Raw genomic sequence first — 25,838 nt, 5'->3', positions numbered from 1 at the left:
AACGAGGATGGCGGCGATCACGCTAAGCAAGGCTCCCCCAAAAGTTCATGCTTGTTTCGGTCAGCGCACTTAGAACTTCGTCGCGGCCGAGGTCGCGACGAAGTGCGATGCTGCACGGTCCTGGACGAGGCCGCAACAGAGCCTCAGCGTTGCAGGCGTGCGAGCAGGCTCGACGTATCCCAGCGCTTGCCGCCCATCTTCTCGACTTCGGCGTAGAACTGGTCGACCAGCGCGGTGACAGGCAGGCTGGCACCGTTGCGGCGGGCCTCAGCCAGCGAGATCGAGAGGTCCTTGCGCATCCATTCGACCGCGAAGCCGAAATCGTACTTGTCCTCGTTCATGGTCTTGTAGCGATTTTCCATCTGCCAGGATTGCGCGGCTCCCTTTGAGATGGTCTCGATCACTGCGGCGACGTCGAGGCCGCTCTTTTTGGCGAAGTGGATACCCTCGGAGAGACCCTGCACCAGGCCGGCGATGCAGATCTGGTTGACCATCTTCGTCAGCTGGCCGGAGCCAGCGGGCCCGAGCAGTTTGCACATCCGCGCATAGGCGCCCGTGATGATCGGCTCAGCGCCGGAATACGCGTCCTGCGCGCCGCCGCACATCACCGTCAGCACGCCGTTCTCGGCGCCGGCCTGGCCGCCGGAGACCGGGGCGTCGACGAACTTGAAGCCGGCCTTGGTGGCGGCTGCGTCCAGCTCACGCGCGACCTCGGCGGAGGCGGTGGTGTGGTCGACGAAGGTCGCTCCCTTCTTCATGCCGGCGAACGCGCCGTCGGGGCCGATCGTGACCGCGCGCAGATCGCTGTCGTTGCCGACGCAGCACATCACGAAATCCTGGCCTTCGGCGGCCGCCTTCGGGGTCGGCGCGGTCTTGCCGCCGAACTTGTCCGCCCATTCCTTCGCCTTGGCCGCGGTGCGGTTGTAGACGGTGACCTCATGGCCCCCTTTTTTGGCGAGGTGTCCGGCCATGGGAAAGCCCATCACGCCGAGGCCGAGGAAAGCGACTTTAGCCATTGTGGTACCTTGTCCGTAGTTTGGGTTTTACGGTTCTTGCCAAGCGAGGGGCGCCTGGTTCCGCGGTGAGGGCGGATCGGAGGCGCACCATAAACCCTTGAGGCCAGAGGGCAACGGCTTCGTTTGGCCCAGCCTCCTGTGCTAGGATGCCGGGCTCAAGGACTTCAAAACAAGGGAGCGAAAGCATGGACGGCGTGAGCGTTGGCGTCCTCGATCATTTCAATATCCGGACCCGGAATCTGGCCGAGACCGTCCGCTTCTACGAGGATGTGCTGGGCCTGGAAAAAGGCGCCCGGCCGAATTTCGCCTTCCCGGGCGCCTGGATGTACAGCGAGGGTAAGCCCGTGGTGCATCTGGTTGATATTTCTGCGACCGCCGAGCCACAAAAGCCGGATTCCGGCGTTGTCCACCACGTCGCCTTCGTCAGTCGCGGCTTTGAAGGCATGAAGCGGCGGCTGACGTCAAAGGGGATGACATTCGACTCCCGTCAGGTGCCCGGCGGCGACCTCTGGCAGATCTTCGTTCACGATCCCAACGGGGTCATGATCGAGCTGAACTACGAGGCCGCCAGGGAGCAGGGGGCGGCGCCGGCCGAAAAGGCCGACGACATCGGCAGGCAGTAGCCTTTTGGGCGTTTCCGCTCTAATGGGGCATCCTAAAGGCTTGAGCATGATCTTGTCGGAACAACGCTCCACACTTTGCGCTGGCGCGACCCTTCGGGTCCGGATCATGCTCCGTTCAGGAGATGCGCTTTGAGCGTGACGCAGCAACAGGTTCTCGACAGCCTCGGCCGGATCAAGTCACCGCGCGGGGTCGCGCTCACCAATGCCAACGTGCTGAGCGCGATCAACGCCTCCGACGGCAAGGTGTTCTTCTCGATCAACGTCGATGCTGCCGAGGCGAGGGCTTGGGAATCCGTCCGGGCCGAAGCGGAGGCGGCCGTGCGCGCCATTCCAGGCGTCACCACCGTGATGGTGGCGCTGACCGCCGAGCGCAAGCCGGGCTCCGCGCCGCCGCCACCCCCGCAGCCGAGCCGCGGCGCGCCCGGCGTGCAGCCGGTCCATGCCCACAAACCGCCGCAGGGCGGCGGGTCGCCCATGGCGCGGCAGTCGGAAATCCCCGGCGTTGCCGCCGTGATCGCGGTCGCCTCCGGCAAGGGCGGCGTCGGCAAGTCGACGACGGCGCTCAACCTGGCGCTTGGCCTGCGCGATCTCGGCCTCAGGGTCGGGCTGCTCGATGCCGACATCTACGGCCCCTCGGTGCCGCGCCTCACGGGGCTGCGCGACAAGCCGGAGCTGAACGGCGACCGCAAGATGATTCCGCTTCGGCGTTTCGGCCTCGCCATCATGTCGATCGGCTTCCTGGTCGAGGAAGAGACGGCGATGATCTGGCGCGGGCCCATGGTGATGTCGGCGGTGACGCAGATGCTGCGCGACGTCGAATGGGGCCAGCTCGACGTACTGGTGGTCGACATGCCGCCGGGCACCGGCGACGCCCAGCTCACGCTGGCGCAGAACGTGCCGCTCAAGGGCGCCGTGATCGTCTCGACCCCGCAGGACCTGTCCCTGATCGACGCGCGGCGGGGGCTTGCCATGTTCAAGAAGGTCAACGTGCCCGTGCTCGGCATCGTCGAGAATATGAGCTACTTCCAGTGCCCGCATTGCGGGACCAAGTCGGACATTTTCGGCCATGGCGGGGCCCGGCACGAGGCCGAGAAACTCAAGGTGCCGTTCCTGGGTGAGATCCCCCTGCACATGGCGATTCGCGCCACCTCGGATGCCGGCAATCCCGTGGTCGACAGCGAGCCGGACGGCCCTCATGCGGCGATCTACCGCGCCATTGCGGGGCAGGTCCGGGACCAGCTGAAGGGCGTCATTGCGGCAGCATGAACCGGCCGGCCGCGGGCCCCCGGGACATGCGACTTTCGTAGAGCCCCGCCATGCCATTGTCGCGTTCCGTAACCGCCCGGTCCGTGTTAAAGGCCCACGGCAGTCAAGCCCCTTCGGTTCGACGCGGCATCGACGCGTTGCCGGAACGAGCGGCGGCATAAGAGAAGTCAAGGGGAAACGCCCCAGCAAGGAGAGACCTGAAGATGAAGCGTCGTGATTTTCTGAAAGTGTCGGCAGCAGGCGCGGCGGCGACCGCGGTGGCGTCGCCGGCGATCGCGCAGTCCTCGCCCGAGGTGAAGTGGCGCCTGACTTCGAGCTTCCCGAAGTCGCTCGACACCATCTATGGCGGCGCCGAGCAGGTCGCGAAGTACGTCGCCGAGATGACCGACAACAAATTCCAGATCCAGGTGTTCGCGGCCGGCGAAATCGTCCCCGGTCTGCAGGCGCTCGATGCGACGTCGAGCGGCACGGTCGAGATGTGCCACACCGTTTCCTACTACTATGTCGGCAAGGACCCGACCTTCGCGATCTTCGCCTCGGTGCCGTTCGGCCTCAATGCACGCCAGCAGAATTCCTGGCTCTTTCAGGGCGGTGGCAACGAGCTCGCCAACGAGTTCTTCAAGAAGTCGAACGTGGTCGGCTTCCCCTGCGGCAACACCGGCACCCAGATGGGCGGCTGGTTCCGCAAGGAGATCAAGTCCGTTGCCGACCTCTCGGGCCTGAAGATGCGCATCGGCGGTATCGCCGGCCAGGTGCTTCAGAAGGTCGGCGTCGTGCCGCAGCAGCTCGCCGGCGGCGACATCTATCCGGCGCTGGAGAAGGGCACCATCGACGCGGCCGAGTGGGTCGGCCCCTATGATGACGAGAAGCTCGGCTTCGCCAAGGTCGCCAAGTACTACTACTATCCGGGCTTCTGGGAAGGCGGTCCGACCGTCCATGCCTTCGCCAACCTGGAAAAGTTCAATGCGCTGCCGAAGAACTACCAGGCCATCCTCGCCAACGCGACCACCCATGCCAATACCTGGATGGCCGCGCGCTACGACATGCAGAACCCGGCAGCGCTGAAGCGCCTGGTCGCCGGCGGTACTCAGCTTCGGCCGTTCACCAACGAAGTGCTGGAAGCCTGCCTCAAGTCGACCAACGAGCTGTGGGCGGAGATCTCGGCCAAGAACGCCGACTTCAAGAAGGTAATTGACGCCATGCAGGCCTACCGCTCCGACGAATATCTGTGGTGGCAGGTCGCCGAATACACCTACGACAGCTTCATGATCCGCTCGCGCACCCGCGGCTGATCTACGGCTTAAGTCGCAACACCGAATGGCCCGGCCTCGCTCGCGAGGCCGGGCTTTTTCTTTGCCGCAGCGCGATCGGGATGGCATTCGGCCCCGGCTTGCGTCATGCTGGCGGCAAGCCTCGACAAGAAGGCCCACAATCACAATCCATTAGGGCAGGAAATCATGAAGAGAAGAGACTTCATCAAGGTCACCGGACTTGGTGCGGCCGGCGCCGCCACGCTCGCGGCTCCCGCGATCGCGCAGTCGATGCCGGAAATCAAATGGCGCATGCCGACGAGCTGGCCGAAATCGCTCGATACGCTGTTTGGCGGCGCCGAGATGATGTGCAAGATGGTCGCGGAGGCGACCGACAACAAATTCCAGATCCAGATATTCGCCGCCGGCGAGATCGTGCCGGGCCTCCAGGTGCTCGATGCCGTGCAGAACGGCACCTGCGAGATCGGGCACACCGCATCCTACTATTATTTCGGCAAGGACCCGACCTTCACCTTCGGCTCGGCCGTGCCGTTCGGTCCCAACATGCGGCTCAACCAGGCCTGGTACATGCAGGGCGGCGGGCGCGACGTGCTCAACGAGTTCTACAAGAGCTACAACGTCGTCTCGCTGCTCGCGGGCAACACGGGCTGCCAGATGGGCGGCTGGTTCAGGAAAGAGGTCAACACGCCCGAGGATCTCAAGGGCATGAAATTCCGCATCGGCGGCTTTGCCGGCCGCGTGCTCCAGAAGCTGGGTGTGGTGCCGCAGCAGCTCGCCGGCGGCGACATCTATCCGGCGCTGGAGAAGGGCACCATCGACGCCGCCGAATGGGTCGGCCCCTATGACGACGAGAAGCTCGGCTTCTACAAGATCGCGCCGCACTACTACTATCCCGGCTGGTGGGAAGGCGGACCGATGCTGATGGCCTTCGTCAACCTCGACAAGTGGAACGCGCTGCCGAAATATTACCAGAGCGTGCTGGAGCAGGCCGGCCACTATGCCAACAACTACATGATGGCGCGCTACGACAACGCCAATCCGCTGGCGCTGAAAAAGCTGCTCGCGGGCGGCACCAAGCTGCACGCCTTCTCGCCCTCGATCATGGATGCCTGCCACAAGGCCGCCAAGGAGCTGCACGCCGAAGTCGCTGCGACCAACCCCAACTTCAAGAAGGTCCACGATTCCCTCGCCAAATTCACGAGCGACGGCTACTCCTGGTTCCAGGTCGCCGAGGTCGGCTACGACATCTTCATGGCGCGCCGTTCGCAGAGCTGATCAGCGCCACCTGTCGCATGCAGCGCCCCGGAGTGAAGGCTTCGGGGCGTTGTCGTTGCAGCGTCCCGGGAGGGCGTCCAGAACGAAAACTTCGAAAACAACCCCATGCACAGTAGGCGAGGACAGCGTTTTCAATGACTTGGCGACGTAGCGCGAAGATTTGCGGAAAGACCGAAGTTTCTTGATGCGTCGGGCAAAACAGTGGTAGAAACCTACAATCGCATAATCCGAATTTGTATCGATGACGGACCCGAAAAATCCATTGCGCTTCGATCCCGATCAAGTCCAAGACGCGCTGCGCAAGGCATGGTCGTTGTCGACGAGCAGCCAATGGACGGCCAACAATCCGGCGGCAGGGCAATGCAGCGTCACGTCGCTGCTCGTTCACGAACTCTTCGGTGGTGACTTGCTGAAGACGCTGCTTCCGATCGGCGATCATTTCTACAACCGGGGTCGGAGGCAAGAGGTACGACTTCACGGCGTGCCAGTTCGCTCAGCCGATCGCCTACATGGATATGCCTACGAATAGGGTCGACGCACGGTCAGGGGCGAGGAACGAGCAACTGGCTGAACTCAGAGCGGCGTTCATCAGCACTGGACCGGACCAGGCTAGCCGCCGCGCCGAGCTGCCCTATTTCGTTAGGTTCGCTACTGGCCGGGTTCTGCAGATTGGAAATACCGTCAGCGAACGACGCCTGCCGCGTCTTTCGCGCTTGGCATGAGCCAATCGAGCCCGAGCAGGCCGGCTTCGAGGATGACGAAGGCGACGATGCCGCCAAGCCAGCCGAAAAAGACGATGGAAAAGGTGGCGAGCAGGATCGCGCAAAAGACGTCGGCAAGCACCTTGTAGATGCGCAGGTCCTGGTTTTGGTCGGATGGATAATACGGCATCGAGCTTCTCCAGGCGTTGATCCTGAGCCTTGGATTCAACCAAGGCAAATAGATCAACCACGGGCGAAATCATATGTTCCGCGCACCAATTCTTGAGCTGGCGGCGAGCATGTGGTCGATCGTGGGATGTCCGCCAGCCGCTCCGTGATGATGACCACACGAGGTCTTTGAATGGGCAGCGGGGCTCGAGCCATTCTACCGTTGATGCGCGACGGCGGCTTACATGGACCTGACATGGGATAGGGGGCCATCGGGTGCTTTTTCGCTGGCCGAGCCGCCCCGAATGCTGGAAAAGGCTCAGATGCGGTGCGAGCCGTGGGATGACACCGGAGTATCTGGCGGGACTACGATGCGCCTTCTGATCGTCGAGGACAATGTCGAGCTGTCCCGGCTCGTTGCTGCCGGGCTGGCGGCGGCCGGCTACCAGAGCGACATCGTCGGCAGCGCTGCGGAGGCGCGAGAGGCGGTGAGCAGCGTCAGCTATGCTGCGATGATCCTTGATCTCGGTCTGCCCGATGGCGACGGCCTCTCGGTGCTGCGCGAACTGCGCCTCGACATGGAGCCGCTGCCGGTGCTGGTGCTGACCGCCCGCGGCGGCTTGCAGGACCGCGTCACCGGCCTGCGCAGCGGGGCCGACGACTATCTCGCAAAGCCGTTCGCGATGGAGGAGCTGGTGGCCCGTCTGGAGGCGATCCTGCGCCGGCCGGGCCAGTTGCTCGGCCGCTCGCTCAGTCTCGCCAACCTCGTCTACGACACCGAGAGCCGCCAGATCTTCGTCGACGATCAGCCGCGGATCATCTCGGCGCGCGAGACCTCCGTGCTGGAGATCCTGCTGCGCCGGCAGGGGCGGGTGGTGCCGAAGAAGAACGTCGAGGACCACATCTTCGGGCTCGAGGGCGAGGTCGCCTCCAATGCGGTCGAGGTCTACGTCTCGCGGCTGCGCAAGCAGCTCGCCGAGCACGGCGCCAAGGTGGTGATCCACACCGTCCGCGGGGTCGGCTATCTCATGACCGAGGAAAAATAGCGTGGCTCTCGGTGGCCATGCCAGATCGTTCACGTTCAAATCGCTGATCTGGCGGATCGTCTTCCTGCACATCGTGGCGGTCGCGATGGTCGCGATCCTCCTGCCGCTGGTGCTGTTCTGGCTGCTCAATTCCGAGATCGACCAATTGCACCGCGACGGCATGCGCGCACAGGCCGAGGTGCTGGCGGAGCGCATCGCTGCCCAGCCGGATGGCTCGCTGACGTTCAACCTGCCCGACAGTCTGCGCGGGCTCTATTCGGACGCTTACGGCCGCTATCGATACGACATTCGCGATGACGAGGGCCGGTTGCTGTTCTCCTCGCACCGACGGAGCGACGCCGCGGCGCCTCGACCGACCGAAACGATTGCCGGCGCGGGCGTCACCCGGGTCATCGACGGCAAGACCGTCCGTGTCCGGGTCGCCGAGGATCTCGCGCACCGCGACGTCATCATCGACGACATCGTCTCGAACTTCTTCCGGCGGGTCGGGTGGATCACCATCCCGATCCTGCTGGTCCTGCTCGCTACCGACATCATCATCTTCCGCCGTGCCATCGCGCCGCTCTGGAAGGCTTCAGAGGAGGCCAGCAATATCGGCCCGGCACGCACCGACATCCGCCTGCCGACCAAGCAGATCCCCCGAGAGATCATGCCGCTCGTCATCGCGGTGAACCAGGCGCTCGATCGCCTCGAGGACGGCTTTCGGGTGCAGCGGCAGTTCACGGCCGACGCCGCGCATCAGCTCCGCACGCCGCTCACGATCCTGCGCACGCGGATCGAAACGCTGGGCGATGGGACGGCTCGGCAGGCGCTTCACGCGGACATCGAAGCCATGAGCCGGATCGTCGCCCAGCTGCTGGAGATAGCCGAGCTCGACACGCTGGTGCTCGATCCCGGCGAGACCGCGGATTTGCGCGCCGTCTGCGCCGAGGTCGTCACCGCTATCGCGCCGTTCGCGATCGCGCAGCGCAAGGACATCGCACTCAAGGGTACGGACGCGCCGGTCATGATCCACGGCAATTCGGAAATGCTCCAGCGCGCGATCTTCAACCTCGCCGAAAATGCCATCAAGTTCACGGCCAGGGACACCGCGGTGGATGTGGAGGTCAGGGCAGACGGTTCGGTGCGCGTACGCGATCGCGGCCCGGGCATCCCGGAAGCCGAACGCGAATTGATCTTCCAGCGTTTCTGGCGCCGTGACCGCCAGCGCAGCGACGGCGCGGGCCTGGGGCTCTCGATCGTGCGTGCGGTGGCGGACGATCATGCCGCGACGGTTGCGGTGGCAAACCTCCCCGGCGGCGGCGCGGAGTTCACGCTGCGCTTTCGGCTGGCGGAGGGCGCTGGCGCACCACCGTCACCAGGAGAGCAGGCATGCACATGACATTTGAACCGCCGGCGCGCACGCCTCGTCCTTCGGGACGATCGCTGCGCGATCTCCTCAGGATGAGGCTAGTCAGCGTCGCTGCCCTCAGAAACTGGTGTCGCGCACTCCGCCCCTGAGGAGTCCGCCCAAAGGAAGGATGGCCGCAGGAAACACTCCCAGACGCGAAAGCCCTCCCCGCAGGGGAAGGGGCTACTGCGTTGACGCCGCTTACTTCTGCGGTGGTCCCAAATCGAGCGGCGGCAGCTCGATTTGTGGGACCTCGATCTTGATCGTGTTGGGATCGATGTTCGACGCTACGCCCTTGTAGTGCATCACCATCGCGGGGAAAGCGATGACCAGACCGACCATGATCATCTGGATGACGACGAACGGCACCGCGCCCCAATAGATCTGGCCAGTTGTGACGGGCTCCATCCTCTTGCCAGTGAGGCGGTCGGTGTACCGCTCCTTCGGTGCGACCGACCGGAGATAGAACAGGGCGAAGCCGAAGGGGGGATGCATGAACGAGGTTTGCATGTTGACGCCGAGAATGACGCCGAACCAGATCAGGTCGATGCCGAGTTTCTCGGCGGCCGGTCCGAGCAGCGGAATCACAATGAAGGCCAGCTCGAAGAAGTCGAGGAAGAAGGCCAGCACGAAGACGAGCGCGTTGACGAAGATCAGGAAGCCGATCTGGCCGCCGGGCAGGGAGGTGAGCAGGTGCTCGACCCAGACGTGGCCGTTGACGCCATAGAAGGTGAGCGAGAAGATGCGGGCGCCGACCAGGATGAACACGACGAAAGCCGACAGCTTGGCGGTCGATTCCGTGGCTTGCCGGATGAGGTCCCAGCTCAGCCGGCGCTTCGCAGCGCCCAGGAGGAGGGCGCCGGCCGCGCCCATCGCGCCGCCTTCGGTCGGGGTTGCGATACCGATGAAGATGGTGCCGAGCACCAGGAAGATCAGGAACAGCGGCGGCACCATCACGAAGGTGGTCTGCTGCGCCATCTTCGACAGGAAGCGGAAGCCGGTCGTCTTGTCGATCACCCAGTTCACCACGGCGACGGCGAACGCGAAGACGATGCCGTAGAACATGCTGAGCACGACGTAATCGGCGCCATGCGTGCTCGAACCGCGCATCATGAACCATCCGAACACGCAGCTCGCGAGGAACAGCATGCCAAGCGAGACCAGGCCGCGGTCGCCATTGTCTTCCCGGAAACCGATGGCGTCCTTCGGTAGGCCCGGCGCGGCCGCCGGGAAGATCATGCTGACGAGGAAGGCGTAGCTTGCGTAGAGCCCCGCGAGCACGAGGCCGGGGATGAAGGCGCCCTCGTACATGTCGCCGACGGACTTGCCGAGCTGGTCGGCCATCACGATCAGAACGAGCGAGGGCGGAATGATCTGCGCGAGCGTGCCGGACGCGGCGATGACGCCCGAGGCCACGCGGCGGTCATAGCCATAGCGCAGCATGATCGGCAGCGAGATCAGACCCATCGAGATCACGGACGCCGCCACCACGCCCGTCGTCGCGGCGAGCAGCGCGCCGACGAAGATCACGGCATAGGCGAGACCACCACGGATGGTGCCGAACAATTGGCCGATGGTGTCGAGCAGGTCCTCCGCCATGCCCGATCGCTCCAGCACCAGTCCCATGAAGGTGAAGAAGGGGATGGCCAGCAGCGTGTCGTTGTTCATCACGCCGTAGACGCGCTCGGGAAGGGCTTGCAGAAAGTCGGGGTGGAACTGGCCGAGCTGGACGCCGATCACGGCATAGAACAGGCCGACGGCTCCGAGCGAGAATGCCGCGGGATAGCCGAGCAGCAGCATGACCACCAGCGACACGAACATGATGGGCGCCATATTGGCGATGATGAATGCGGTCATGATTTCCCCCTACACCGTCGCCAACGGCTACTTCTTCTCGATCGCTTCGACGAGATGCTCGACTTCCGCCTCCAAGGCCGACACCTGGGATTCATGCGGGTCGGGCATCAATCCGCGCATCACCGCAATTCGCTTGATCAGCTCGGAGATGCCTTGAACGAGCAGGAAAGCGAATGCGATCATGATCAGGGCCTTGGCGGGCCATTGCGGCAGGCCGCCGGCGTTGCCGGATTGCTCGTTGACGTGGAAGGAGCGTTGGAAGAACGGCACCCCCGTAACGATCATGATGATGCAAATCGGAAAGAGGAAGAATACGTGGCCGACGAGTTCGATCACGTTGCGAGCCTTCTTCGGCAGCGCGTTGCTCACGATGTCGATGCGGATGTGCTCGTTGTCCAGCAGCGTCCAGGGCGCGCAGAGCAGGAAGACGATGCTGAACAGGACCCATTGCAGCTCGAGCCATGAATTGGAGGACGTATCGAAAGTCTTGCGGATAATCGCATTGACCGCCGAGATGATGACGGCGAGCACGATCAACCACGCGATGCGTTTGCCCGTCCAGCGTGTGAACGCGTCAATCCCTTGGCTCAGCTTTAGGAGCGCTTGCAACGATAGGTCCTCCCCCGATTCCACCTCAACCGTCTTGATTACGCCGACGCGGCGCGCGGCTTGTCTCGCCGCAACGGCTTGAGGCAGCAGGCACCAAACCAGCGGGCGTGCCGCCAGTCAATTGGAAGTTTGTTGATAGTTAAGGGGAATAGGGCCGCATTCCGACGGTGTCAGCCGCCGGTGACGCTCATGTGCCTGGACACGCTGGGACGGTCGTGGCGGCGGTCGATGATGAAGTCATGGCCCTTGGGCTTAAGCCCGATGGCGCGGTCGATCGCATCCGCAAGCAGGTCATCCTCGCTCGATGCACGCAGAGGTTTACGCAAATCGGAGGCGTCCTCGTGTCCGAGGCATGTGTGCAACGTGCCGGTGCAGGTGATGCGGACCCGGTTGCAGGATTCGCAGAAATTATGGGTCATCGGCGTGATGAAGCCGAGCTTGCCGCCGGTCTCGGCGACGCTGACGTAGCGCGCAGGCCCGCCGGTGGTCTCGGCCAAGTCCGTCAACGTGAATTGCTGGGCTAGGCGGGCCCGGACCAGCGATAGCGGCAGATACTGGTCGATCCGGCCCGATCCGATCTCGCCCATCGGCATGACTTCGATCAGCGTGAGGCCCATGCCGTTGCCGTGCGCCCAACGCATCAGCTCGGGAAGCTCGTCCTCGTTGAGGTTCTTCAGCGCGACGGCGTTGATCTTGACGGCGAGGCCTGCGGCGCGGGCAGCCTCGATGCCTTCCAGCACCTTGTCGATCTCGCCCCAGCGGGTGATCTCGCGAAATTTCCGGGGATCGAGCGTATCGAGGGAGACGTTGATGCGGCGAACGCCGCAATCGGCGAGCTCCCGCGCGTGTTTCGCAAGCTGGGTGCCGTTGGTGGTCAGCGTCAGCTCGTTCAACGCGCCGCTCGACAGATGCCGCGACAGCGAGCGAACCAGCGTCATTACGTTGCGCCGGACCAGCGGCTCGCCGCCGGTGAGCCGCAGCTTCTTCACGCCCTTGGCGATGAAGGCCGTGCAGAGCCGGTCAAGTTCCTCCAGCGTCAGAAGGTCGGCCTTGGGCAGGAACGTCATGTCTTCCGACATGCAATAGAAGCAGCGCAGGTCGCAGCGGTCGGTGACCGAGACACGCAGATAGCTGATGGTTCGCCCGAACGGATCGGTCATCGCGCTCGACAGCGCGGTGCGGGGGCTCGCAGAAAGTCCGTTCATACCAAATGCCTTCACTTGCGGCGCCGGCGCATGTTCGCTTTAGCGATGCGGTCCAAGCAATCTAAGCATTGGACGCGGCTAGCACAATCGGGTGGTATACTCGGAACAATGCCTGTCTGCATTCGGATCGGGGAACGGCGTGCCCGCAGCGGGACCGGCCCGGCCAGCGCTGCGGCGCGCCGCCGGCTGGGGCTTTGGGCGGCGCGGAGATCGAGAAGCAGCCACCCCAGACGCGCCCCCTGACGCATTCGCAATGAACGGGGCCTATGGCTAACGCAAGGTACGCGAAAACCGGCGTCTAATCAGGCGCTTGAGCTTAGCGCGTCATCAGGCTGATCGCCGCCGCCGGCAGGTCGCGCATGTGATGGATCAGCCGGTCCGGCTTCAACTCGGCGATCGGCACGTCGGTGTAGCCGAAGCTGACCCCGATCACGGGCACGCCGGCCCGGCGGGCGACCCCGACGTCGGTTCCGGCATCGCCGACCATGATGCTGGCCTTCACATCCCCGCCGGCTCGGGCCACCGTCTCGCGGTAAATGGTCGGATCGGGCTTCTGGACGCCAAAGGTGTCCGCGCCGCAGATCGCGGCGAAGCGGCGGCTGAGGTCGAGCTGGTCCAGCAGCCGCTTCGACAGCCATTCCAGCTTGTTGGTGCAGACCGCGAGGCGATGGCCTTGCGCCTCAAAGTGGTCGAGCGCGGCCTCGAGCCCTTCGAACGGGAGGGATTCGACCGCGATATGGTCGGCGTAATAGGCGATGAAATCCGCGGTCATCCGGTCCATGTCTTTGGGGGTGACGGTGCGGCCCTCGGCCTCCAGCCCCCGCTCGATCAGCTTGCGGGCGCCGGCGCCGATCATGTTGCGGGCCGAAGCCATCGGCACGGGCGGCAGCCCTTCGCGGTCGAGCACGTAGTTCAGGGCGGTGATCAGATCGGGCGCCGTATCCACAAGCGTGCCGTCGAGATCGAAAACGATGGTGTGAGGGGAGGTCATGGTCCAAGCGCTACCGGCCCGGTCGTATGCGCGCAAGGGGCCGGGCCATAAGATCACCTTATAGGCCTGTTCCCGCGGGGAAAACGAGGCTACATAGGCCGCCGAAAGCGGCCGCGACCGGCGGCTCATCCTCCGAATTCAGGGGCGGGCGCACACGTGAACATGGACCAGTTGAAGCGGCAGGCTGCGGCGCGCGCCCTCGATGAGGTGCGAGACGGCATGCAGCTCGGGCTCGGCACCGGCTCGACCGCCAAGCATTTCGTCGAGCTGCTCGGCGAACGCGTCGCCGCCGGGCTCAAGGTGGTCGGCGTGCCGACGTCCGAGGCGACGCGCCTCGATGCGGAGCGCTGCGGCGTGCCGCTGACCACGCTGGACGAGATCGACCATCTCGACATCACCGTGGACGGCGCCGACGAGATCGATCCCGAGCTCAACCTGATCAAGGGAGGCGGCGGCGCGCTGCTGCGCGAGAAGATCGTGGCGGCCGCCTCGGATCGCATGATCGTGATTGCGGACGACACCAAATGGGTGCCGACGCTCGGCCGTTTTCCGCTGCCGGTCGAGGTCATCCCGTTTGGCCTCGGGGCGACGCGGCGGGCGATCGAAAAGGCATTTGCCGAATGCGGCGTTTCCGGGCAAATGGCGGTCCGCAAGGCCAAGGACGGCCACGTTTTCGTCACCGACGGCGGCCACTGGATCGTCGATGCCCAGCTCGGTCGTATTGTTGATCCCCCCGGTCTCGCCAAGGCGTTGAGCGCCATCCCCGGGGTGGTCGAGCATGGATTGTTCATCGGCTTGGCCAGCTCGGCCGTTTTGGCGGGCGGCGAAGGAATTCGCGTGATTGAACGGCGCAAGCCGAAAGGAGACCAGGAATGAAGAGCGTATTGAAGTTTGTGCCGGCCGCGATCCTGACCGTGGGATTGGCCCTCTCGGCCCTCCCGGCCATGGCGCAGCAGGCGACGCCGGCGCCCAAAGCCGCCGCCGCACCGGCGCAGCCGAAGGCATCGCCTGCCGCGATCGCGGCGGCCAGGGAGATATTGCAGATCAAGAACGCGACGGCGATGTATGCCGGCGCCGTGCCCGGCGTCGTCGAGAAGACCAAGGTCGCGCTGATCCAGCAGAACCTCAACTATCAGAAGGATCTCAACGAGGTCGCCCCGATCGTGGCCCAGCAGCTCAACGGCCGCCAGAACGAGGTCGGCGAGGGCATGGCGCAGATCTATGCCAGCGAGTTCACCGAGCAGGAGCTGAAGGATCTCGTCACCTTCTACAAGTCGCCGCTCGGCAAGAAGCTGATCGAGGCCGAGCCGCGCGCCATCGGGCTGAGCATGGCGTTCATGAACGCCTGGGCCCAGAACTTCTCCGAAACCGTGATGGGTGCCTTCCGTGCCGAGATGCGCAAGCGTGGCAAGGAGATCTGAGCGCACCTATCTAAAAGGTCGTTCTTGAAAGGGGTCGGAGTGGACAATGGCTGAATTCGACGTCGACCTCTTCGTCATCGGCGGCGGCTCGGGCGGCGTGCGTGCCGCCCGCATCGCGGCCGGCCACGGCGCCCGGGTGATGATCGCGGAAGAGTACCGCATGGGCGGCACCTGCGTGATCCGGGGCTGCGTGCCGAAGAAGCTGTTCGTGATCGGCTCGCATTTTCGTCACGAGCTCGAGGATGCCGCGGGTTTCGGCTGGACCGTTCCGCCGGCCAGCTTCGACTGGGCGACGCTGATCGCCAACAAGGACAAGGAGATCGCGCGGCTGGAGGCGGCCTACACCGCCAATGTCGAGAAATCGGGCGCGCAGATCGTCAAGAGCCGCGCGGTGATCGAAGACGAGCACACGGTGCGCCTGCTCGAGAACGACAGGAAGATCACCGCAAAATACATCCTGATCGCCACCGGCGGCGCGCCGAACCATGGCGCGGCGATTCCCGGCATCGAGCACGTGATCTCCTCCAACGAGGCGTTCCACCTTGCGCGGCAGCCGAAGCGGATCGTGATCCAGGGCGGCGGCTATATTGCGCTTGAATTCGCCGGCATCTTCGCCGGCTTCGGCTCCGACGTCACCGTGATCTATCGTGGCGACAACATTCTCCGCGGTTTCGACGAGGACGTTCGAACCCATGTTCGCGCCGAGATGGAGAAGCAGGGGATCACCATCCTCACCGGCTGCACGGTGGCCAAGGTCGATCGCCACCGTGAGGAATTCACCACGCATCTGTCGAACGGCTCGAGCCTCGCCTCGGATCAGGTGATGTTCGCGATCGGCCGCCACCCCAACGTCGCCAATCTCGGGCTCGAGAACGCCGGCGTTGCCATCAACCCGAACAATGGCGGCATCGCGGTCGATCATTTCTCGAAGAGCTCGGTCGACAGCATCTATGCGATCGGCGATGTCACCCACCGCTTCAACCTGACGCCGGTCGCGATTCGCGAGGGCCATGCCTTCGCCGACACCGTGTTCGGCAATCGCGAGGTCAGGGTCGATCATGCCAGTATCCCGACCGCCGTGTTCTCGCAGCCGGAGGTCGGGACGGTCGGCCTGACGGAAACCGAGGCGCGCGCGCAGTTCAGCCACGTCGACATCTACAAGACGACGTTCCGTCCCATCAAGGCGACGATGTCGGGCCGCGATACCCGCGTGCTGATGAAGCTCGTCGTCGACGGCGCGACCGATCGCGTGCTCGGTTGCCACATCGTCGGCGATGCCGCCGCCGAGATCACGCAAGCCGTCGCAATCGCGGTGAAGATGAAGGCGACCAAAGCCGATTTCGACGCGACCGTCGCGTTGCATCCGACCGCGGCCGAAGAACTGGTCACGATGCGCACGCCGACCGCACGCCACGTGCGGCAGGCGGCAGAGTAGGCTCGGCGCTCAGCCGTACAGATACCCGACCGGATTGCCTTCGGTGCGCAGGGGACGCACGTCCTTGTGCGTGATGATCTGGCCGGCGAGACCGTCGATCTCGTCACGCTGGGTCGGCGTCCAGCTGCGCAGCTCGTTCATGCCCTTGAGCAGCCCGAGCCGCAGGACCTGGGTGTTTTCGCCGATCCCCGCCAGGCTGATGGCGTTTTTGCCCGCCGTCACCACGTCGCCGGCCGCAAGTTCAAAGCTCTCGCCGGCCTTGTTCCTGAACTCGGCCGTGCCGCGAATGACGCGATAGATCACGACCTCGCCCTTGGCGAAACAGGCCGGGTCCGCGGCGATCGACGTGCTCTTCGGCAGCAGCGACTGACCGCGCGGGTCGGTCGCGATGATGTGGCCGGTGACGAGATGGCCGCTCGGAATCTCGATGCCGATATCGCGCACATGGACCGGCATCGTCGATTTCACCGGACCATCGGCGAGCGGCTTGAACAGCGCGTCCAGCGCCAGGGGATCCTGGAGCCAGAAGCCGGCATCGGCCGGCCGGTCGTGCAGAGGGTGGCTCCAGGCCACGCGCGGCGTCTCGGCCTCGTTGATCTGGTCCGGACCGACGATCGTCGGGTTGGGAAACGTCGTCGGATCGGTGATGAAGGCTTCGAGGAATTTGCCCGAATAGCCCATCGAGATCGGATCGGGCACCACGGTTTGCGGCGTCTTCAGGTTCTCATCGGTCGACAATCCCGACCAGGTGTAGAAGAGCTGGCGATGGACGATCGCGCTTTGCAGCATCACCGCGCCGGGGCCGACATTGTAGAAGCGCCCATCATAGTCGAAGGTGAACGCGCCCGAGGTGACCAGCACGAGCTGAAAGCCGCCCGGCGGCAGATGCAGATGGAAATCGGTAGGGCCGGTGTCGGGCCGGTAGATCGGCAGATTGGTCGCGACCTCGTGCAGGAGAAAGGTCTCGTTGTTGGCGTGAAAGCCTTCGTTGGCGCGGTTGTAGAGGGCCTGCGGCCGGTACGTCGCCTCGAACTTCGCATCCCGGTCGCGATCAATCGCCACGAAATCCCGGTCGTTGAGGCGCAGGCGCGCGCCGTTCGGATGGGTGAGGCCGGTAAATTTGAGATCCCCGGCAGCATGCACATTCATGTCATTCTCCGATCTGAGGCCGTTCATCCCGGAGCTGGGCGCACGCAACTTGCCGCTTCTCGTCGCGAGAGAGCAGGGATTGGGCCAGATACTGCCTTGCGAATTTTAGGCCAGTCGGGTTGCGGCGCGGCGCGTAAGCCAGCCAGCCGCACGCGGCGCGAAAAAAACGAGATTGCGCCTGAGGTTAGTTGACAGGGGTCGCCGACCTGCCTGGCTTTTCCGCACGGCGCGCAAGTCGGTTGGAGCGGCCGTCTTGTCTAATTTGTCGGCATGTCCTGCAATGCTCATGCAGCTGTGCAGGTCGCGGCGGCACGCAAATGCCGCGGCTCAGCGTCCGAGGCCGTTCATTCGAACGATCGACGGATGGTCGGCTGCGGCTTGCCGAACGGGCTGTCCGCCCACTTCGCCATGTCCAACGCCCGGGCGTCGAGGCCTTCGCACCAGATGCAGCTCAACTCCACGCGGCCTTTGGACGAGAGCATCGGGACGAGTGCATGGCCGCAGCCGGTGCAGGATGTGATGCGATTCATGCGGTCCTCCGCGATCGTCGAATTCGGGAATGGCATTCTCGTTGCCGAAGCTTGCGCGGGCACTATGACGGCGCAGATGCGATGCGTTCGACAGTGGCGCTTGTTTCCGAGATCGTAGATGTAGCGATCCATCGTGACACGGCTGTGATGTCGTCGCCGTTCTCGCGATAGGCGCGAAGCTGGAACTCCGCCGAGCTGCCGCGCTCCACGATCATCCGGCAGTGCTCGACCTCGGCGGTACAGTTGAGCGCGGCAGCGTCCTCCGCGACGTCGCCGATCACCCTCGCGAGAAGCTCCGAGATCGTGACCGGTCCCTCCCTGGAGGCAAAGATGCAGTCGGTGCCGTAACGCTGGGCGCGCCATTTGTTCTCCACCGCAATCGCACGTTCGACCGCGGTGACGTCCTTCGACAGATGAGGCCGCTGATAGAGGTGTCGTGTCAGGCAGCGATAGAGCGAGGCGATGGCGACGGCGTCGTCGATGAAGGTGCAGGTGTCGGGCGCGCGAAGCTCCAGGGTCGGGTGCCGCATCGCAGGACGCATCGCCCACCAGATGTGGCTCTCATCGGGAATCACGCCGGAGCGCTGCAGCGCGCCGACATATTCATCGTAGTCCCGCCTGCTTTCGAACAATTCAGGAAGGCCGGTGCGCGGCAGCTCGGAATAGGCGGCGAGGCGGTAGCCCTTCAGGCCGGTCTTGTGCGAATTCCAGAACGGCGAGGACGCCGACAGCGCGATGAACAGCGGCAGATGCGGCAGCATCGCCCGCATCACCGCCATCCGCTTCTCCGGGTCGGGCAGCTGGACGTGCACATGCATGCCGCACATCATGTTGCGGTGACCGATGCTGCGCAGGTCCTCGATCATCTCCTCGTAGCGCGGCTTCGGGCTCGGCTGAGACATGCGCCAGACTGCCGTAGGATGGGTGCCGCAGGCCATGATCACGAAGCCGTATTGCGCGGCGACGGCTGCAACCTCGCGGCGCAAGAAGCGCAGCTCTTCGCGCGCATCGTTGACGTCGACGTGGACGTTGGTGGCGACCTCGAGCTGGGATTGCAGCATCTCCCGCATGGCCTGGCCGCCGGTCGACCAGTTCGCCGATTCGAACAGTTCGTTGGGCGTTTCGATCGCGACCTCGAAGCTGCGCCGGTCGGCGAGGAAGTACTCCTCCTCGATGCCGAAGGAATATTCGGCGGCCTTGCCGCGTCCACCGGCAGAGCGGATGACGAGGTGCTGCTTGTCATCAGAGGAATCGACGCGCAGCAGTTTCAAAACGTCTGAAGCAAGTCTCATTGGGCACCCGGCAAAGGCATTATCTGCAGGCGATAATCCTTCCGACAGAGGCGGGTTCCACGCGGTGTTCACCTGAAATTGCAAGGTCGAACGGAACAACTTTTACGTCTTCGGATGCGCGTGCGATCAAGGCGTGATTGGGCGGCACCTCGGCCCAGTCCGATTCCTTGTCGAACGGTTCGGAGACGACGATGACCTGGCCGCCATCCTCACGGAAATAGAGCGTGTTGGCGGCATCGTTCACCGCAACGCGGAAGGCGTACAGATCCTTGCCGTTGGCGATCGCGCTGGTGAAGCGCAGCCGTTCGCGAAGCTGGCCTTCGTTGACGAAGCACGAGAGATTTTGAAGGACGCGTCTCGTTGCCCCGAGGGGATCTTCGTCGAGGCCGGCGCCCATCATCGCCAGGAACACGGCTTCCGAGTCGGTCGTGCCCAGCCTCGACGGATAATAGGCATCGGGAATCAGCGCCTCGACCTTCCGCCGCAGTCGGCTCCAGCTTCCGACGAATCCGTTGTGCATGAACATCCAGTGTCCGCAGGCAAACGGATGACAGTTCTGTCGTGTCACGGCGGTGCCGGTGGCGGCGCGTACGTGTGCGAAGAAAAGGTGCGAGCGGAGATGACGGCAGAGATAGCGCAAGTTTTCGTCCGACCAGGCCGGACGGGTCTCGCGATAGAGGCCGGGCTCCGGGTGCTCACCGTACCAGCCGAGACCGAAGCCATCGCCATTCGAGCCCGCCGTCGATTGAAGCGAGCGGATGCTTTGCGCGACCAGCGAATGCTCGGGCTCGGTCACGTAGGGCTCGAAAGACGTGGTTTCGCCCCGGTATGCGATCCAGCGGCACATGCGGTCCTTTGGCCTTGTCAGAAATTTGTCAGAAGATGCGTGCTGAGATGCGACAACTTATCTGACCAGGAGGTGGTTCCCGCATCGAAGTGCCGGGGCCCAGCAAGGGCTCAGGAGCGACGAAGGATCAGGGGTGCGGTATCTCGATGCGGCGGCTGGTCGCAGTGTTCCCGCCTTGATTCCGACAGCCCCGTCTTTATGTCTGGAACGAACAAGAATCCGGGCCCCTCTGGCGAGGACGTCGACGATGTCGGCCAACCTCGCGATGTCGGATGACCTGTCCCGCGCGGATGCGATGGATCGGCCGATCGTCGGGCCCTTGATGTTCTCTCCGACCCCATCGTCCCCCATCGCAGTCCCGTGCGGCCATTTCGCAAGCTAAGGGAGCTACGATGTCTGACGTCGAAACCTCAAATCCGGTCGAGATCACGGAGCCGTCCATCCTGAACGAGCAGGCAGCGGTCGCGCTGGTGATCGTCGGCGCACTGGTTGCGGTTGCCGACAGGCGCGTCTCGGCCGTCGAACGCGACGAGGTGATTCGTTTCATCAGGGATCGCAAGCTCGCGCCGCACGTTTCGAGCGAACGGCTCTATGCGATGTTCGATGAACTCGCCGAACGGCTGGAAGAACCGGATTTTGCCAATGTCGTGATCGACACGCTGCGGCCGGTTTCGAATTTGTCGCTCTCGTCCCACCTGATGGAGCTGTCGGAACGTGTTGCTGCCGCAGATCAGGACGTCCATCCCCACGAAGTCCAGGCGATCAAATTGTTGCGCTTGCTGACACTTGTGCTGCCGCGCGCGAAGCCGGTCTCGTCGAGTACCGCGGGCGCCGAGCTGCAGGTCGCCTTGAAGGAGCAGGCATGAGCACAGTTGCGGGCGAGCGCACCGCGCAAACCGAGGGCCCGACCGGCGAGATCGCCGGCGGAGACCCGCGTCTGGCCAAGCTCGTCGACCGTCTCCCATCGCGCATGGGCGACACCTTCTCCTATCTCCTCAAGCCGTCCAGCCGCTGGGTCAGGATTCCCTCTGGCACGCTGCTGATCGCCGGCGGCGTGCTCTCCTTCCTGCCGCTGCTCGGCGTCTGGATGCTGCCGCTCGGCCTCGCGCTGCTGGCCGAGGACGTGCCTGCGCTGCGCTCATCCCGTTCGAAGGTCTTCGACTGGATCGAGCACCACAAGCCGCATTGGCTCGATCCGTCGACATCGAAAAATGATCAAACATGACTGAATTCATCACCGCCGAGGCGCTGACCGCGCTGTTTCAAGTCGTCCTGATCGACCTGGTGCTCGCCGGCGACAACGCGGTCGTCATTGGCCTCGCCGCGGCGGGCCTGCCGGCGGAGCAGCGCCGCCGCGCCATCATCGTCGGCATCGCCGCAGCCACGGTGCTGCGCATTGCTTTTGCCGGCGTTGCGACCCAGCTCCTGCAGGTCATCGGGCTGCTGCTCGCCGGCGGCGTGCTGCTGCTCTGGGTGTGCTGGAAGATGTGGCGCGAGCTGCGCGACCAGGCTACGCATTCGGAGCAACTCGCCTTCAACCATGGGGGAGGCGCGGATGCCGCGCCGGCGCAGCGAAAGACCTTCGGCCAGGCGGCGCTGCAGATCGTCGCCGCCGACGTCTCGATGTCGCTCGACAACGTGCTCGCGGTTGCGGGCGCGGCCCGCGAGCATCCCTACATCCTCGCCTTCGGCCTTTTGCTGTCGGTCGCGATGATGGGCGTCGCCGCCGATCTGCTCGGCCGCGTGCTCCAGAAGCATCGCTGGGTCGCCTATGTCGGCCTCGCCATCATCATTTACGTCGCCTTCGAGATGATCTATCGGGGGTCGCTCGAGCTCGCGCCGGTCATCGCGGGTCTCTGAGGGGCATTCCTGTCTGCAATCCGGAGCGATCAATGACGTCTGAACCCAAAGCACCTTCGGCGCAGGCCGTGCCGCCGCGACTCGGCGTGTTCGCCCAGCTCATCTTCGGCTCGCGGTGGCTGCAGTTTCCGCTCTATATCGGCCTGATCGTCGCGCAGGCCGTCTATGTGTTGCTGTTCCTGAAAGAGCTCTGGCACCTGGTCGCGCACTCCTTCGATGCCAGCGAGCAGCAGATCATGCTGGTCGTGCTCGGGCTGATCGACGTCGTCATGATCTCCAACCTCCTGATCATGGTGATCGTCGGCGGCTACGAGACCTTCGTGTCCCGGCTGAACCTGACCGGCCATCCCGACGAGCCGGAATGGCTCAGTCACGTCAATGCCAGCGTGCTCAAGATCAAGCTCGCGATGGCGATCATCGGCATTTCCTCGATCTCGCTGCTTCGGACCTTCATCGAGGCCGGCAATCTCGGCACCACGCGGAGCAATTTCACCGAGACCGGCGTGATGTGGCAGGTGCTGATCCACCTGACCTTCATCATCTCGGCGGTCGGCATCGCCTGGGTCGATCGCCTCAGCGAGAGCGGCCATCGCCAGGAAGAGGCCGGCCACGGCTGAGGGGGCGTCCCTCTGACGGGAGGTTGCCGGCGTCCCTTCACGGGGTGCGGTCCCGTCCGCTCCAAGCGTTATTCATTCCGCTGGACTGCCGACGACCGCACCCTGCCTGACGTCTTCGCGGGCGAGGATCAGCAGGAGGCCGACGATGATCAACTCGACCACGGCGAAGGCGACGAAAGCCCCGGTGAACGCGCCGGAAGAGGCGTTGATGATGGCTCCCATCATCCAGGGCGCCACGAAGGCCGACAAGATGCCGAACACCTCCGCATAGCCGATCGCCGCCGGTGCGAGCGCGTCGGAGTATTTGTCGCTGAGCAGCGCGAAGATCGCACCGCCGCCGAGCAGCGCGATGCCGCTGAGCGCTGCGAACAGCACGAGCATTCCGAACGGCATCGGCGTGACGACGCTCCAGAGGAACATGAGGGCGGTCAGGAAGGCGAGCCCCGCGGTGAGCTTGATCATGAACGGTTTGCCGAGCCGGTCGGACATGTAGCCGCCGATCACCAGGAACAGGACCTGCGACAATCCCATCACGGTGCCGATCACGGCGCCGGCTTCCGGCGGCATGTGCTGCACGGCGATGAAAGCGGGCACCACCCAGGTGGCCGTGCCGGCGATTGCGAAGGTACAGGCCACGATGCCGAAACCACCGACCGCGATCCATTTCGAGCGGAAGATTTCGCCAAGAGGCAGGTGCTTCTGAGGCGTCTCATTGCCCCAGGTGAAGTCGGCGATGCCGATCTCGCGCGGGCTATTGCGAACGACGAGGGCGTCGATCGCGGCGACGAGCAGGGTGCCCACCGCCAGTACTGCGAAGAAGGTCCGCCATCCGGTCGCGATGGTCAGGGGAATGCCGAGTGCGAAATCCAGTGTGATGGCGAGGCTGTAGGCCGCAAGGATGATTCCGACCACCGAGCCGCGCCGGCTCTGCGGAAACCAGCCGAAGATCAGCTTCATGTTGCCGATGAAAATGCCGGCGTCGAAGAAGCCGATGAGGAGCCGCAGCAGCACGAGCTGGGTATAGGTCTGGACGAACACCTGTAGCATCATCCCGAGACCGGTGCCGGCAAGGCCAACCAGCAGCATGTTGCGTGCCGTCATCGAGCGGCTTACCGGAGACCACACCACCATGCCGACGCCATAGGTCAGTGCGAAGATGCCCTGCGCCAGACCGGCCTCGGCGGGATTGAGTTTCAGGCTCTCGGAGACGAACGGCAGCACGGCCGCGAAGGCGTACCAGTCGGCCGCGAGGAATATCTCGCAGAAAATGGCGAGCGCCAGCATGCCCTTTTGCCAGCCCGCGATCCGTCGGCGGTCGCTCTCGGAAATGGTGGTCCAGTCGGTCGTCATGATCGATCCTCGCGGTTTTGAGCTGTCGTCTTTCGGCGGGAGACCAGCATCAGGCCGGGGGCGGCAGGAAATTGACCTCGTGCTCGGCGGCACGCCGAACGACTTCCTGCGGATCGGGCAGGTTGTGGATGCGCTCGAACAGCTCCTTGAGCGATCGCGTCGGCGCAACCCAGAACAGGCTGGTCGCGGTTTGGCCGGACTTGTTGAAGATGCCGTGGGGAATGCCTTTGGGCATGCGCACGAGGTCCCCGGCGGTCGCCATCAGGTCCTTGCCGTCGAGCCAGAGATCGTAGCGGCCGCTCAGCACGTAGACGAATTCGTCCTGGGTCGGATGAACGTGTGGCGGCACGAAGGTGCCGTCGGGGAATACGGCATGCCAGGCCATCGACGCCTCGGAGTGTTGCTTCAGCGTGTAGGTCTGGCCCAGAATGTTCCAGACGATGTTCCCAAAACCGTCCTTGGCAGGGGTTACGCCCGGCGGCATCTCGATCATGGTGGTGTCCTTCTGTTGAGCTACTCGGCGAAAAAATTGGTGACGTGGTGCGCGGCGGAGGGCGTTTCCTCGAACACAAGATGTCCGGTGTCTGGCACCAGCGTCACGCGCGCGTCGGGCAGCCCCGCCTTCCAGGCTTCGGACTGCGCCGCTGGGCGCAGGCGATCCGAAGCACCCCACAAGACCAGTGCCGGCATTGTGATCCGGTGCAGCCAATGCGCGAGCTTCGGATTGCCTTGTGGATCGTTGCGGATCAGCTTGGCGAAGCCAGTCACTTCGCGCCCGAGGCGGGCATCGAATGCAGGATCCGGCGACTTGGGAAAGTAACGGAGCGCGTTCGACGGATCGTTCGCGAGATAGGCCGGCAAATCCTGTGGCGCGATTTCGAACAGGCCGGGGGCCGGCGCGCTCGCAACCACAAGACCGGCGGGCGCGACCAGCACCAGCTTGCGGACGCGATGAGGCTGGCGGATGGCGAACTCGGCGGCGAGCCACCCACCGAGCGAGAATCCGGCAAGATCGAACTTCGCGAGCCCCAGCTTGTCGAGCAAGTCCGTGGTCTGGAGGACATGATCCTCGATCGTATCGATCCAGACCGCATCGCCGGAGTCGCCGAAACCGGCCTGATAGGGAATGATGACGGTGTGCCGCTTCGCCCAGTCGCGCGCCATCTCGAAGCCGGTAAACGTTCCGGTACCGTGCAGGAACACCAGCGGGGGCCCGCTTCCGATGGTGTGAACGACGGTGCGCACGCCGTTGATGTCGTATTCCGTGCGAGCAAAGCCGGTGAGGTCGGGCGAGGGTTTGACGGTCTTAAGCATGATGGATGTCTCCGGTTGAAGGCAGCCTGTCTGGGCACCGCAGCGGAAGAGGGGTCATGCGGCGGTGGCCCGGCGGTCGCCGACAAGCGCTGCGAATTGTTCCACGGCGTTGGCGAGGCGAGCGGCAATCATCGGTGCCAGGGGGGCGCCCGGCGCCAGTTCGTCGCTGCTCGCATAGATCGCGGTCGACACCGTGCGGGCCTCGAAGAACCCGAACAACGGACGGAGCTGATGCTCGACCACCAGCGAGTGGCGCAGCCCGCCGCCGACCGCTGTCAGCAGCACCGGGCGATTGCGCAGCACGCCGGGCTTGATCAGGTCAAAGACATGCTTGAACAGGCCGGGATAGGAGCCCTGGAACACCGGGCAACCGATCACCAGGCCATCGGCATGCTCGATCGCCTCAACGAGGTCGCGCGCGCGGTCGTCGAGCCCGATGCGGGTAAACGCGGCGATGCCTTGGCCGGCATCGACGAGGTCGAGGATGTCGGTCTTGAGCGCGTGTTGTGCCAGGAGATCGGCCGCAATGGCTTCAACAAGCACGCGCGACTTTGCCGGGCGCCAGCTGCTGCCGCAGAAACCAACGATGCGGGATCTGTTCACGC

28 protein-coding genes are annotated in these 25,838 nt (G+C 64.2%); 14 read left to right on the top strand and 14 right to left on the bottom strand.

Going from position 1 to position 25,838, the window contains the following annotated elements:
• Positions 1-143: 143 nt before the first annotated feature.
• Complete coding sequence (locus ACYCVF_RS15460) at positions 144-1,016, bottom strand: NAD(P)-dependent oxidoreductase (protein WP_459596352.1); 873 nt, start codon at positions 1,014-1,016, stop codon at positions 144-146.
• Between the two features lie 185 nt (positions 1,017-1,201).
• Here ACYCVF_RS15460 and ACYCVF_RS15455 point away from each other — a divergent pair, with 185 nt between their 5' ends.
• The 5 genes from ACYCVF_RS15455 (at position 1,202) to ACYCVF_RS15435 (ending at position 5,980) form a co-directional block, all read left to right on the top strand.
• On the top strand, positions 1,202-1,639 hold the full coding sequence (locus tag ACYCVF_RS15455; protein WP_459596351.1) for a VOC family protein: 438 nt from the start codon (positions 1,202-1,204) through the stop codon (positions 1,637-1,639).
• Between the two features lie 129 nt (positions 1,640-1,768).
• Entirely contained in the window at positions 1,769-2,905 is a 1,137-nt protein-coding gene (locus tag ACYCVF_RS15450) for an Mrp/NBP35 family ATP-binding protein (RefSeq protein ID WP_459596350.1), read from the top strand.
• 203 nt (positions 2,906-3,108) lie between these two features.
• Positions 3,109-4,197, top strand: coding sequence for a TRAP transporter substrate-binding protein (locus ACYCVF_RS15445; RefSeq protein ID WP_459596349.1), 1,089 nt, complete (start codon positions 3,109-3,111; stop codon positions 4,195-4,197).
• Between the two features lie 165 nt (positions 4,198-4,362).
• A complete protein-coding gene (locus ACYCVF_RS15440) occupies positions 4,363-5,451 on the top strand; it encodes a TRAP transporter substrate-binding protein (RefSeq protein ID WP_459596348.1) in 1,089 nt (362 codons plus the stop codon).
• A 241-nt stretch (positions 5,452-5,692) separates the two neighbouring features.
• Positions 5,693-5,980 (top strand): YunG family protein, encoded by a 288-nt coding sequence (locus tag ACYCVF_RS15435; protein ID WP_459596347.1) that lies wholly within the window; start codon positions 5,693-5,695, stop codon positions 5,978-5,980.
• Positions 5,981-6,132: 152 nt separating this feature from the next.
• Here ACYCVF_RS15435 and ACYCVF_RS15430 read toward each other — a convergent pair whose 3' ends face one another.
• Entirely contained in the window at positions 6,133-6,342 is a 210-nt protein-coding gene (locus tag ACYCVF_RS15430) for a hypothetical protein (RefSeq protein WP_459596346.1), read from the bottom strand.
• A gap of 349 nt (positions 6,343-6,691) precedes the next feature.
• Between ACYCVF_RS15430 and ACYCVF_RS15425 the strand changes: the two genes are divergently transcribed.
• Positions 6,692-7,366, top strand: a complete 675-nt coding sequence (locus tag ACYCVF_RS15425) for a response regulator (protein WP_459596345.1) — start codon at positions 6,692-6,694, stop codon at positions 7,364-7,366.
• A 1-nt stretch (position 7,367) separates the two neighbouring features.
• A complete protein-coding gene (locus ACYCVF_RS15420; RefSeq protein WP_459596344.1) occupies positions 7,368-8,747 on the top strand; it encodes a sensor histidine kinase in 1,380 nt (459 codons plus the stop codon).
• Positions 8,748-8,957: 210 nt separating this feature from the next.
• Here ACYCVF_RS15420 and ACYCVF_RS15415 read toward each other — a convergent pair whose 3' ends face one another.
• From ACYCVF_RS15415 to ACYCVF_RS15400, 4 genes are all read right to left on the bottom strand, one after another.
• Positions 8,958-10,613, bottom strand: coding sequence for a TRAP transporter large permease (locus tag ACYCVF_RS15415; RefSeq protein ID WP_459596343.1), 1,656 nt, complete (start codon positions 10,611-10,613; stop codon positions 8,958-8,960).
• Between the two features lie 27 nt (positions 10,614-10,640).
• Positions 10,641-11,222 carry a TRAP transporter small permease subunit gene (locus ACYCVF_RS15410; protein ID WP_459596342.1) on the bottom strand — a complete coding sequence of 194 codons (582 nt, stop codon included), beginning with the start codon at positions 11,220-11,222 and terminating at the stop codon, positions 10,641-10,643.
• Positions 11,223-11,392: 170 nt separating this feature from the next.
• Positions 11,393-12,427: a GTP 3',8-cyclase MoaA gene (gene moaA, locus ACYCVF_RS15405; RefSeq protein WP_459596340.1), complete on the bottom strand. Its 1,035-nt coding sequence runs from the start codon at positions 12,425-12,427 to the stop codon at positions 11,393-11,395.
• A 316-nt stretch (positions 12,428-12,743) separates the two neighbouring features.
• Positions 12,744-13,418, bottom strand: a complete 675-nt coding sequence (locus ACYCVF_RS15400; protein WP_459596339.1) for an HAD family hydrolase — start codon at positions 13,416-13,418, stop codon at positions 12,744-12,746.
• A 156-nt stretch (positions 13,419-13,574) separates the two neighbouring features.
• Here ACYCVF_RS15400 and rpiA point away from each other — a divergent pair, with 156 nt between their 5' ends.
• The 3 genes from rpiA to gor are packed head-to-tail and all read left to right on the top strand — an operon-like array spanning position 13,575 to position 16,274.
• Positions 13,575-14,294: a ribose-5-phosphate isomerase RpiA gene (rpiA, locus tag ACYCVF_RS15395; protein ID WP_459596338.1), complete on the top strand. Its 720-nt coding sequence runs from the start codon at positions 13,575-13,577 to the stop codon at positions 14,292-14,294.
• Positions 14,291-14,839, top strand: a complete 549-nt coding sequence (locus ACYCVF_RS15390; protein WP_459596337.1) for a DUF2059 domain-containing protein — start codon at positions 14,291-14,293, stop codon at positions 14,837-14,839. Before rpiA ends, ACYCVF_RS15390 begins: the two co-directional genes overlap by 4 nt.
• A gap of 46 nt (positions 14,840-14,885) precedes the next feature.
• On the top strand, positions 14,886-16,274 hold the full coding sequence (gene gor / locus ACYCVF_RS15385) for a glutathione-disulfide reductase (protein WP_459596336.1): 1,389 nt from the start codon (positions 14,886-14,888) through the stop codon (positions 16,272-16,274).
• A gap of 9 nt (positions 16,275-16,283) precedes the next feature.
• Here gor and ACYCVF_RS15380 read toward each other — a convergent pair whose 3' ends face one another.
• From ACYCVF_RS15380 to ACYCVF_RS15365, 4 genes are all read right to left on the bottom strand, one after another.
• A complete protein-coding gene (locus ACYCVF_RS15380) occupies positions 16,284-17,423 on the bottom strand; it encodes a hypothetical protein (protein WP_459596335.1) in 1,140 nt (379 codons plus the stop codon).
• 344 nt (positions 17,424-17,767) lie between these two features.
• Complete coding sequence (locus ACYCVF_RS15375) at positions 17,768-17,953, bottom strand: hypothetical protein (RefSeq protein ID WP_459596334.1); 186 nt, start codon at positions 17,951-17,953, stop codon at positions 17,768-17,770.
• Positions 17,954-18,015: 62 nt separating this feature from the next.
• Positions 18,016-19,245, bottom strand: coding sequence for a carboxylate-amine ligase (locus tag ACYCVF_RS15370; RefSeq protein ID WP_459596333.1), 1,230 nt, complete (start codon positions 19,243-19,245; stop codon positions 18,016-18,018).
• 19 nt (positions 19,246-19,264) lie between these two features.
• Complete coding sequence (locus tag ACYCVF_RS15365) at positions 19,265-20,092, bottom strand: class II glutamine amidotransferase (protein ID WP_459596332.1); 828 nt, start codon at positions 20,090-20,092, stop codon at positions 19,265-19,267.
• Between the two features lie 392 nt (positions 20,093-20,484).
• On the opposite strand from ACYCVF_RS15365, the gene ACYCVF_RS15360 reads away from it, so the two are divergent.
• The 4 genes from ACYCVF_RS15360 to ACYCVF_RS15345 are packed head-to-tail and all read left to right on the top strand — an operon-like array spanning position 20,485 to position 22,569.
• Positions 20,485-20,958, top strand: coding sequence for a TerB family tellurite resistance protein (locus tag ACYCVF_RS15360; RefSeq protein WP_459596331.1), 474 nt, complete (start codon positions 20,485-20,487; stop codon positions 20,956-20,958).
• Positions 20,955-21,317 carry a hypothetical protein gene (locus ACYCVF_RS15355; protein WP_459596330.1) on the top strand — a complete coding sequence of 121 codons (363 nt, stop codon included), beginning with the start codon at positions 20,955-20,957 and terminating at the stop codon, positions 21,315-21,317. Before ACYCVF_RS15360 ends, ACYCVF_RS15355 begins: the two co-directional genes overlap by 4 nt.
• Positions 21,314-21,952: a TerC family protein gene (locus ACYCVF_RS15350; RefSeq protein WP_459596329.1), complete on the top strand. Its 639-nt coding sequence runs from the start codon at positions 21,314-21,316 to the stop codon at positions 21,950-21,952. Before ACYCVF_RS15355 ends, ACYCVF_RS15350 begins: the two co-directional genes overlap by 4 nt.
• Before the next feature lie 32 nt (positions 21,953-21,984).
• Positions 21,985-22,569: a TIGR00645 family protein gene (locus ACYCVF_RS15345; protein ID WP_459596328.1), complete on the top strand. Its 585-nt coding sequence runs from the start codon at positions 21,985-21,987 to the stop codon at positions 22,567-22,569.
• A gap of 72 nt (positions 22,570-22,641) precedes the next feature.
• Here the strand turns inward: ACYCVF_RS15345 and ACYCVF_RS15340 are convergent, their stop codons facing one another.
• The 4 genes from ACYCVF_RS15340 to ACYCVF_RS15325 are packed head-to-tail and all read right to left on the bottom strand — an operon-like array spanning position 22,642 to position 25,836.
• A complete protein-coding gene (locus tag ACYCVF_RS15340) occupies positions 22,642-23,919 on the bottom strand; it encodes an MFS transporter (RefSeq protein ID WP_459596327.1) in 1,278 nt (425 codons plus the stop codon).
• A 49-nt stretch (positions 23,920-23,968) separates the two neighbouring features.
• Positions 23,969-24,412 (bottom strand): cupin domain-containing protein, encoded by a 444-nt coding sequence (locus ACYCVF_RS15335; RefSeq protein ID WP_459596326.1) that lies wholly within the window; start codon positions 24,410-24,412, stop codon positions 23,969-23,971.
• A 20-nt stretch (positions 24,413-24,432) separates the two neighbouring features.
• On the bottom strand, positions 24,433-25,233 hold the full coding sequence (locus tag ACYCVF_RS15330) for an alpha/beta fold hydrolase (protein WP_459596325.1): 801 nt from the start codon (positions 25,231-25,233) through the stop codon (positions 24,433-24,435).
• Positions 25,234-25,287: 54 nt separating this feature from the next.
• Complete coding sequence (locus ACYCVF_RS15325) at positions 25,288-25,836, bottom strand: NAD(P)H-dependent oxidoreductase (protein WP_459596324.1); 549 nt, start codon at positions 25,834-25,836, stop codon at positions 25,288-25,290.
• Between the last annotated feature and the right edge of the window lie 2 nt (positions 25,837-25,838).

It is taken from the genome of Bradyrhizobium cedriense, assembly GCF_054602315.1.
This window is presented reverse-complemented; position numbering and strand designations above follow the sequence as displayed.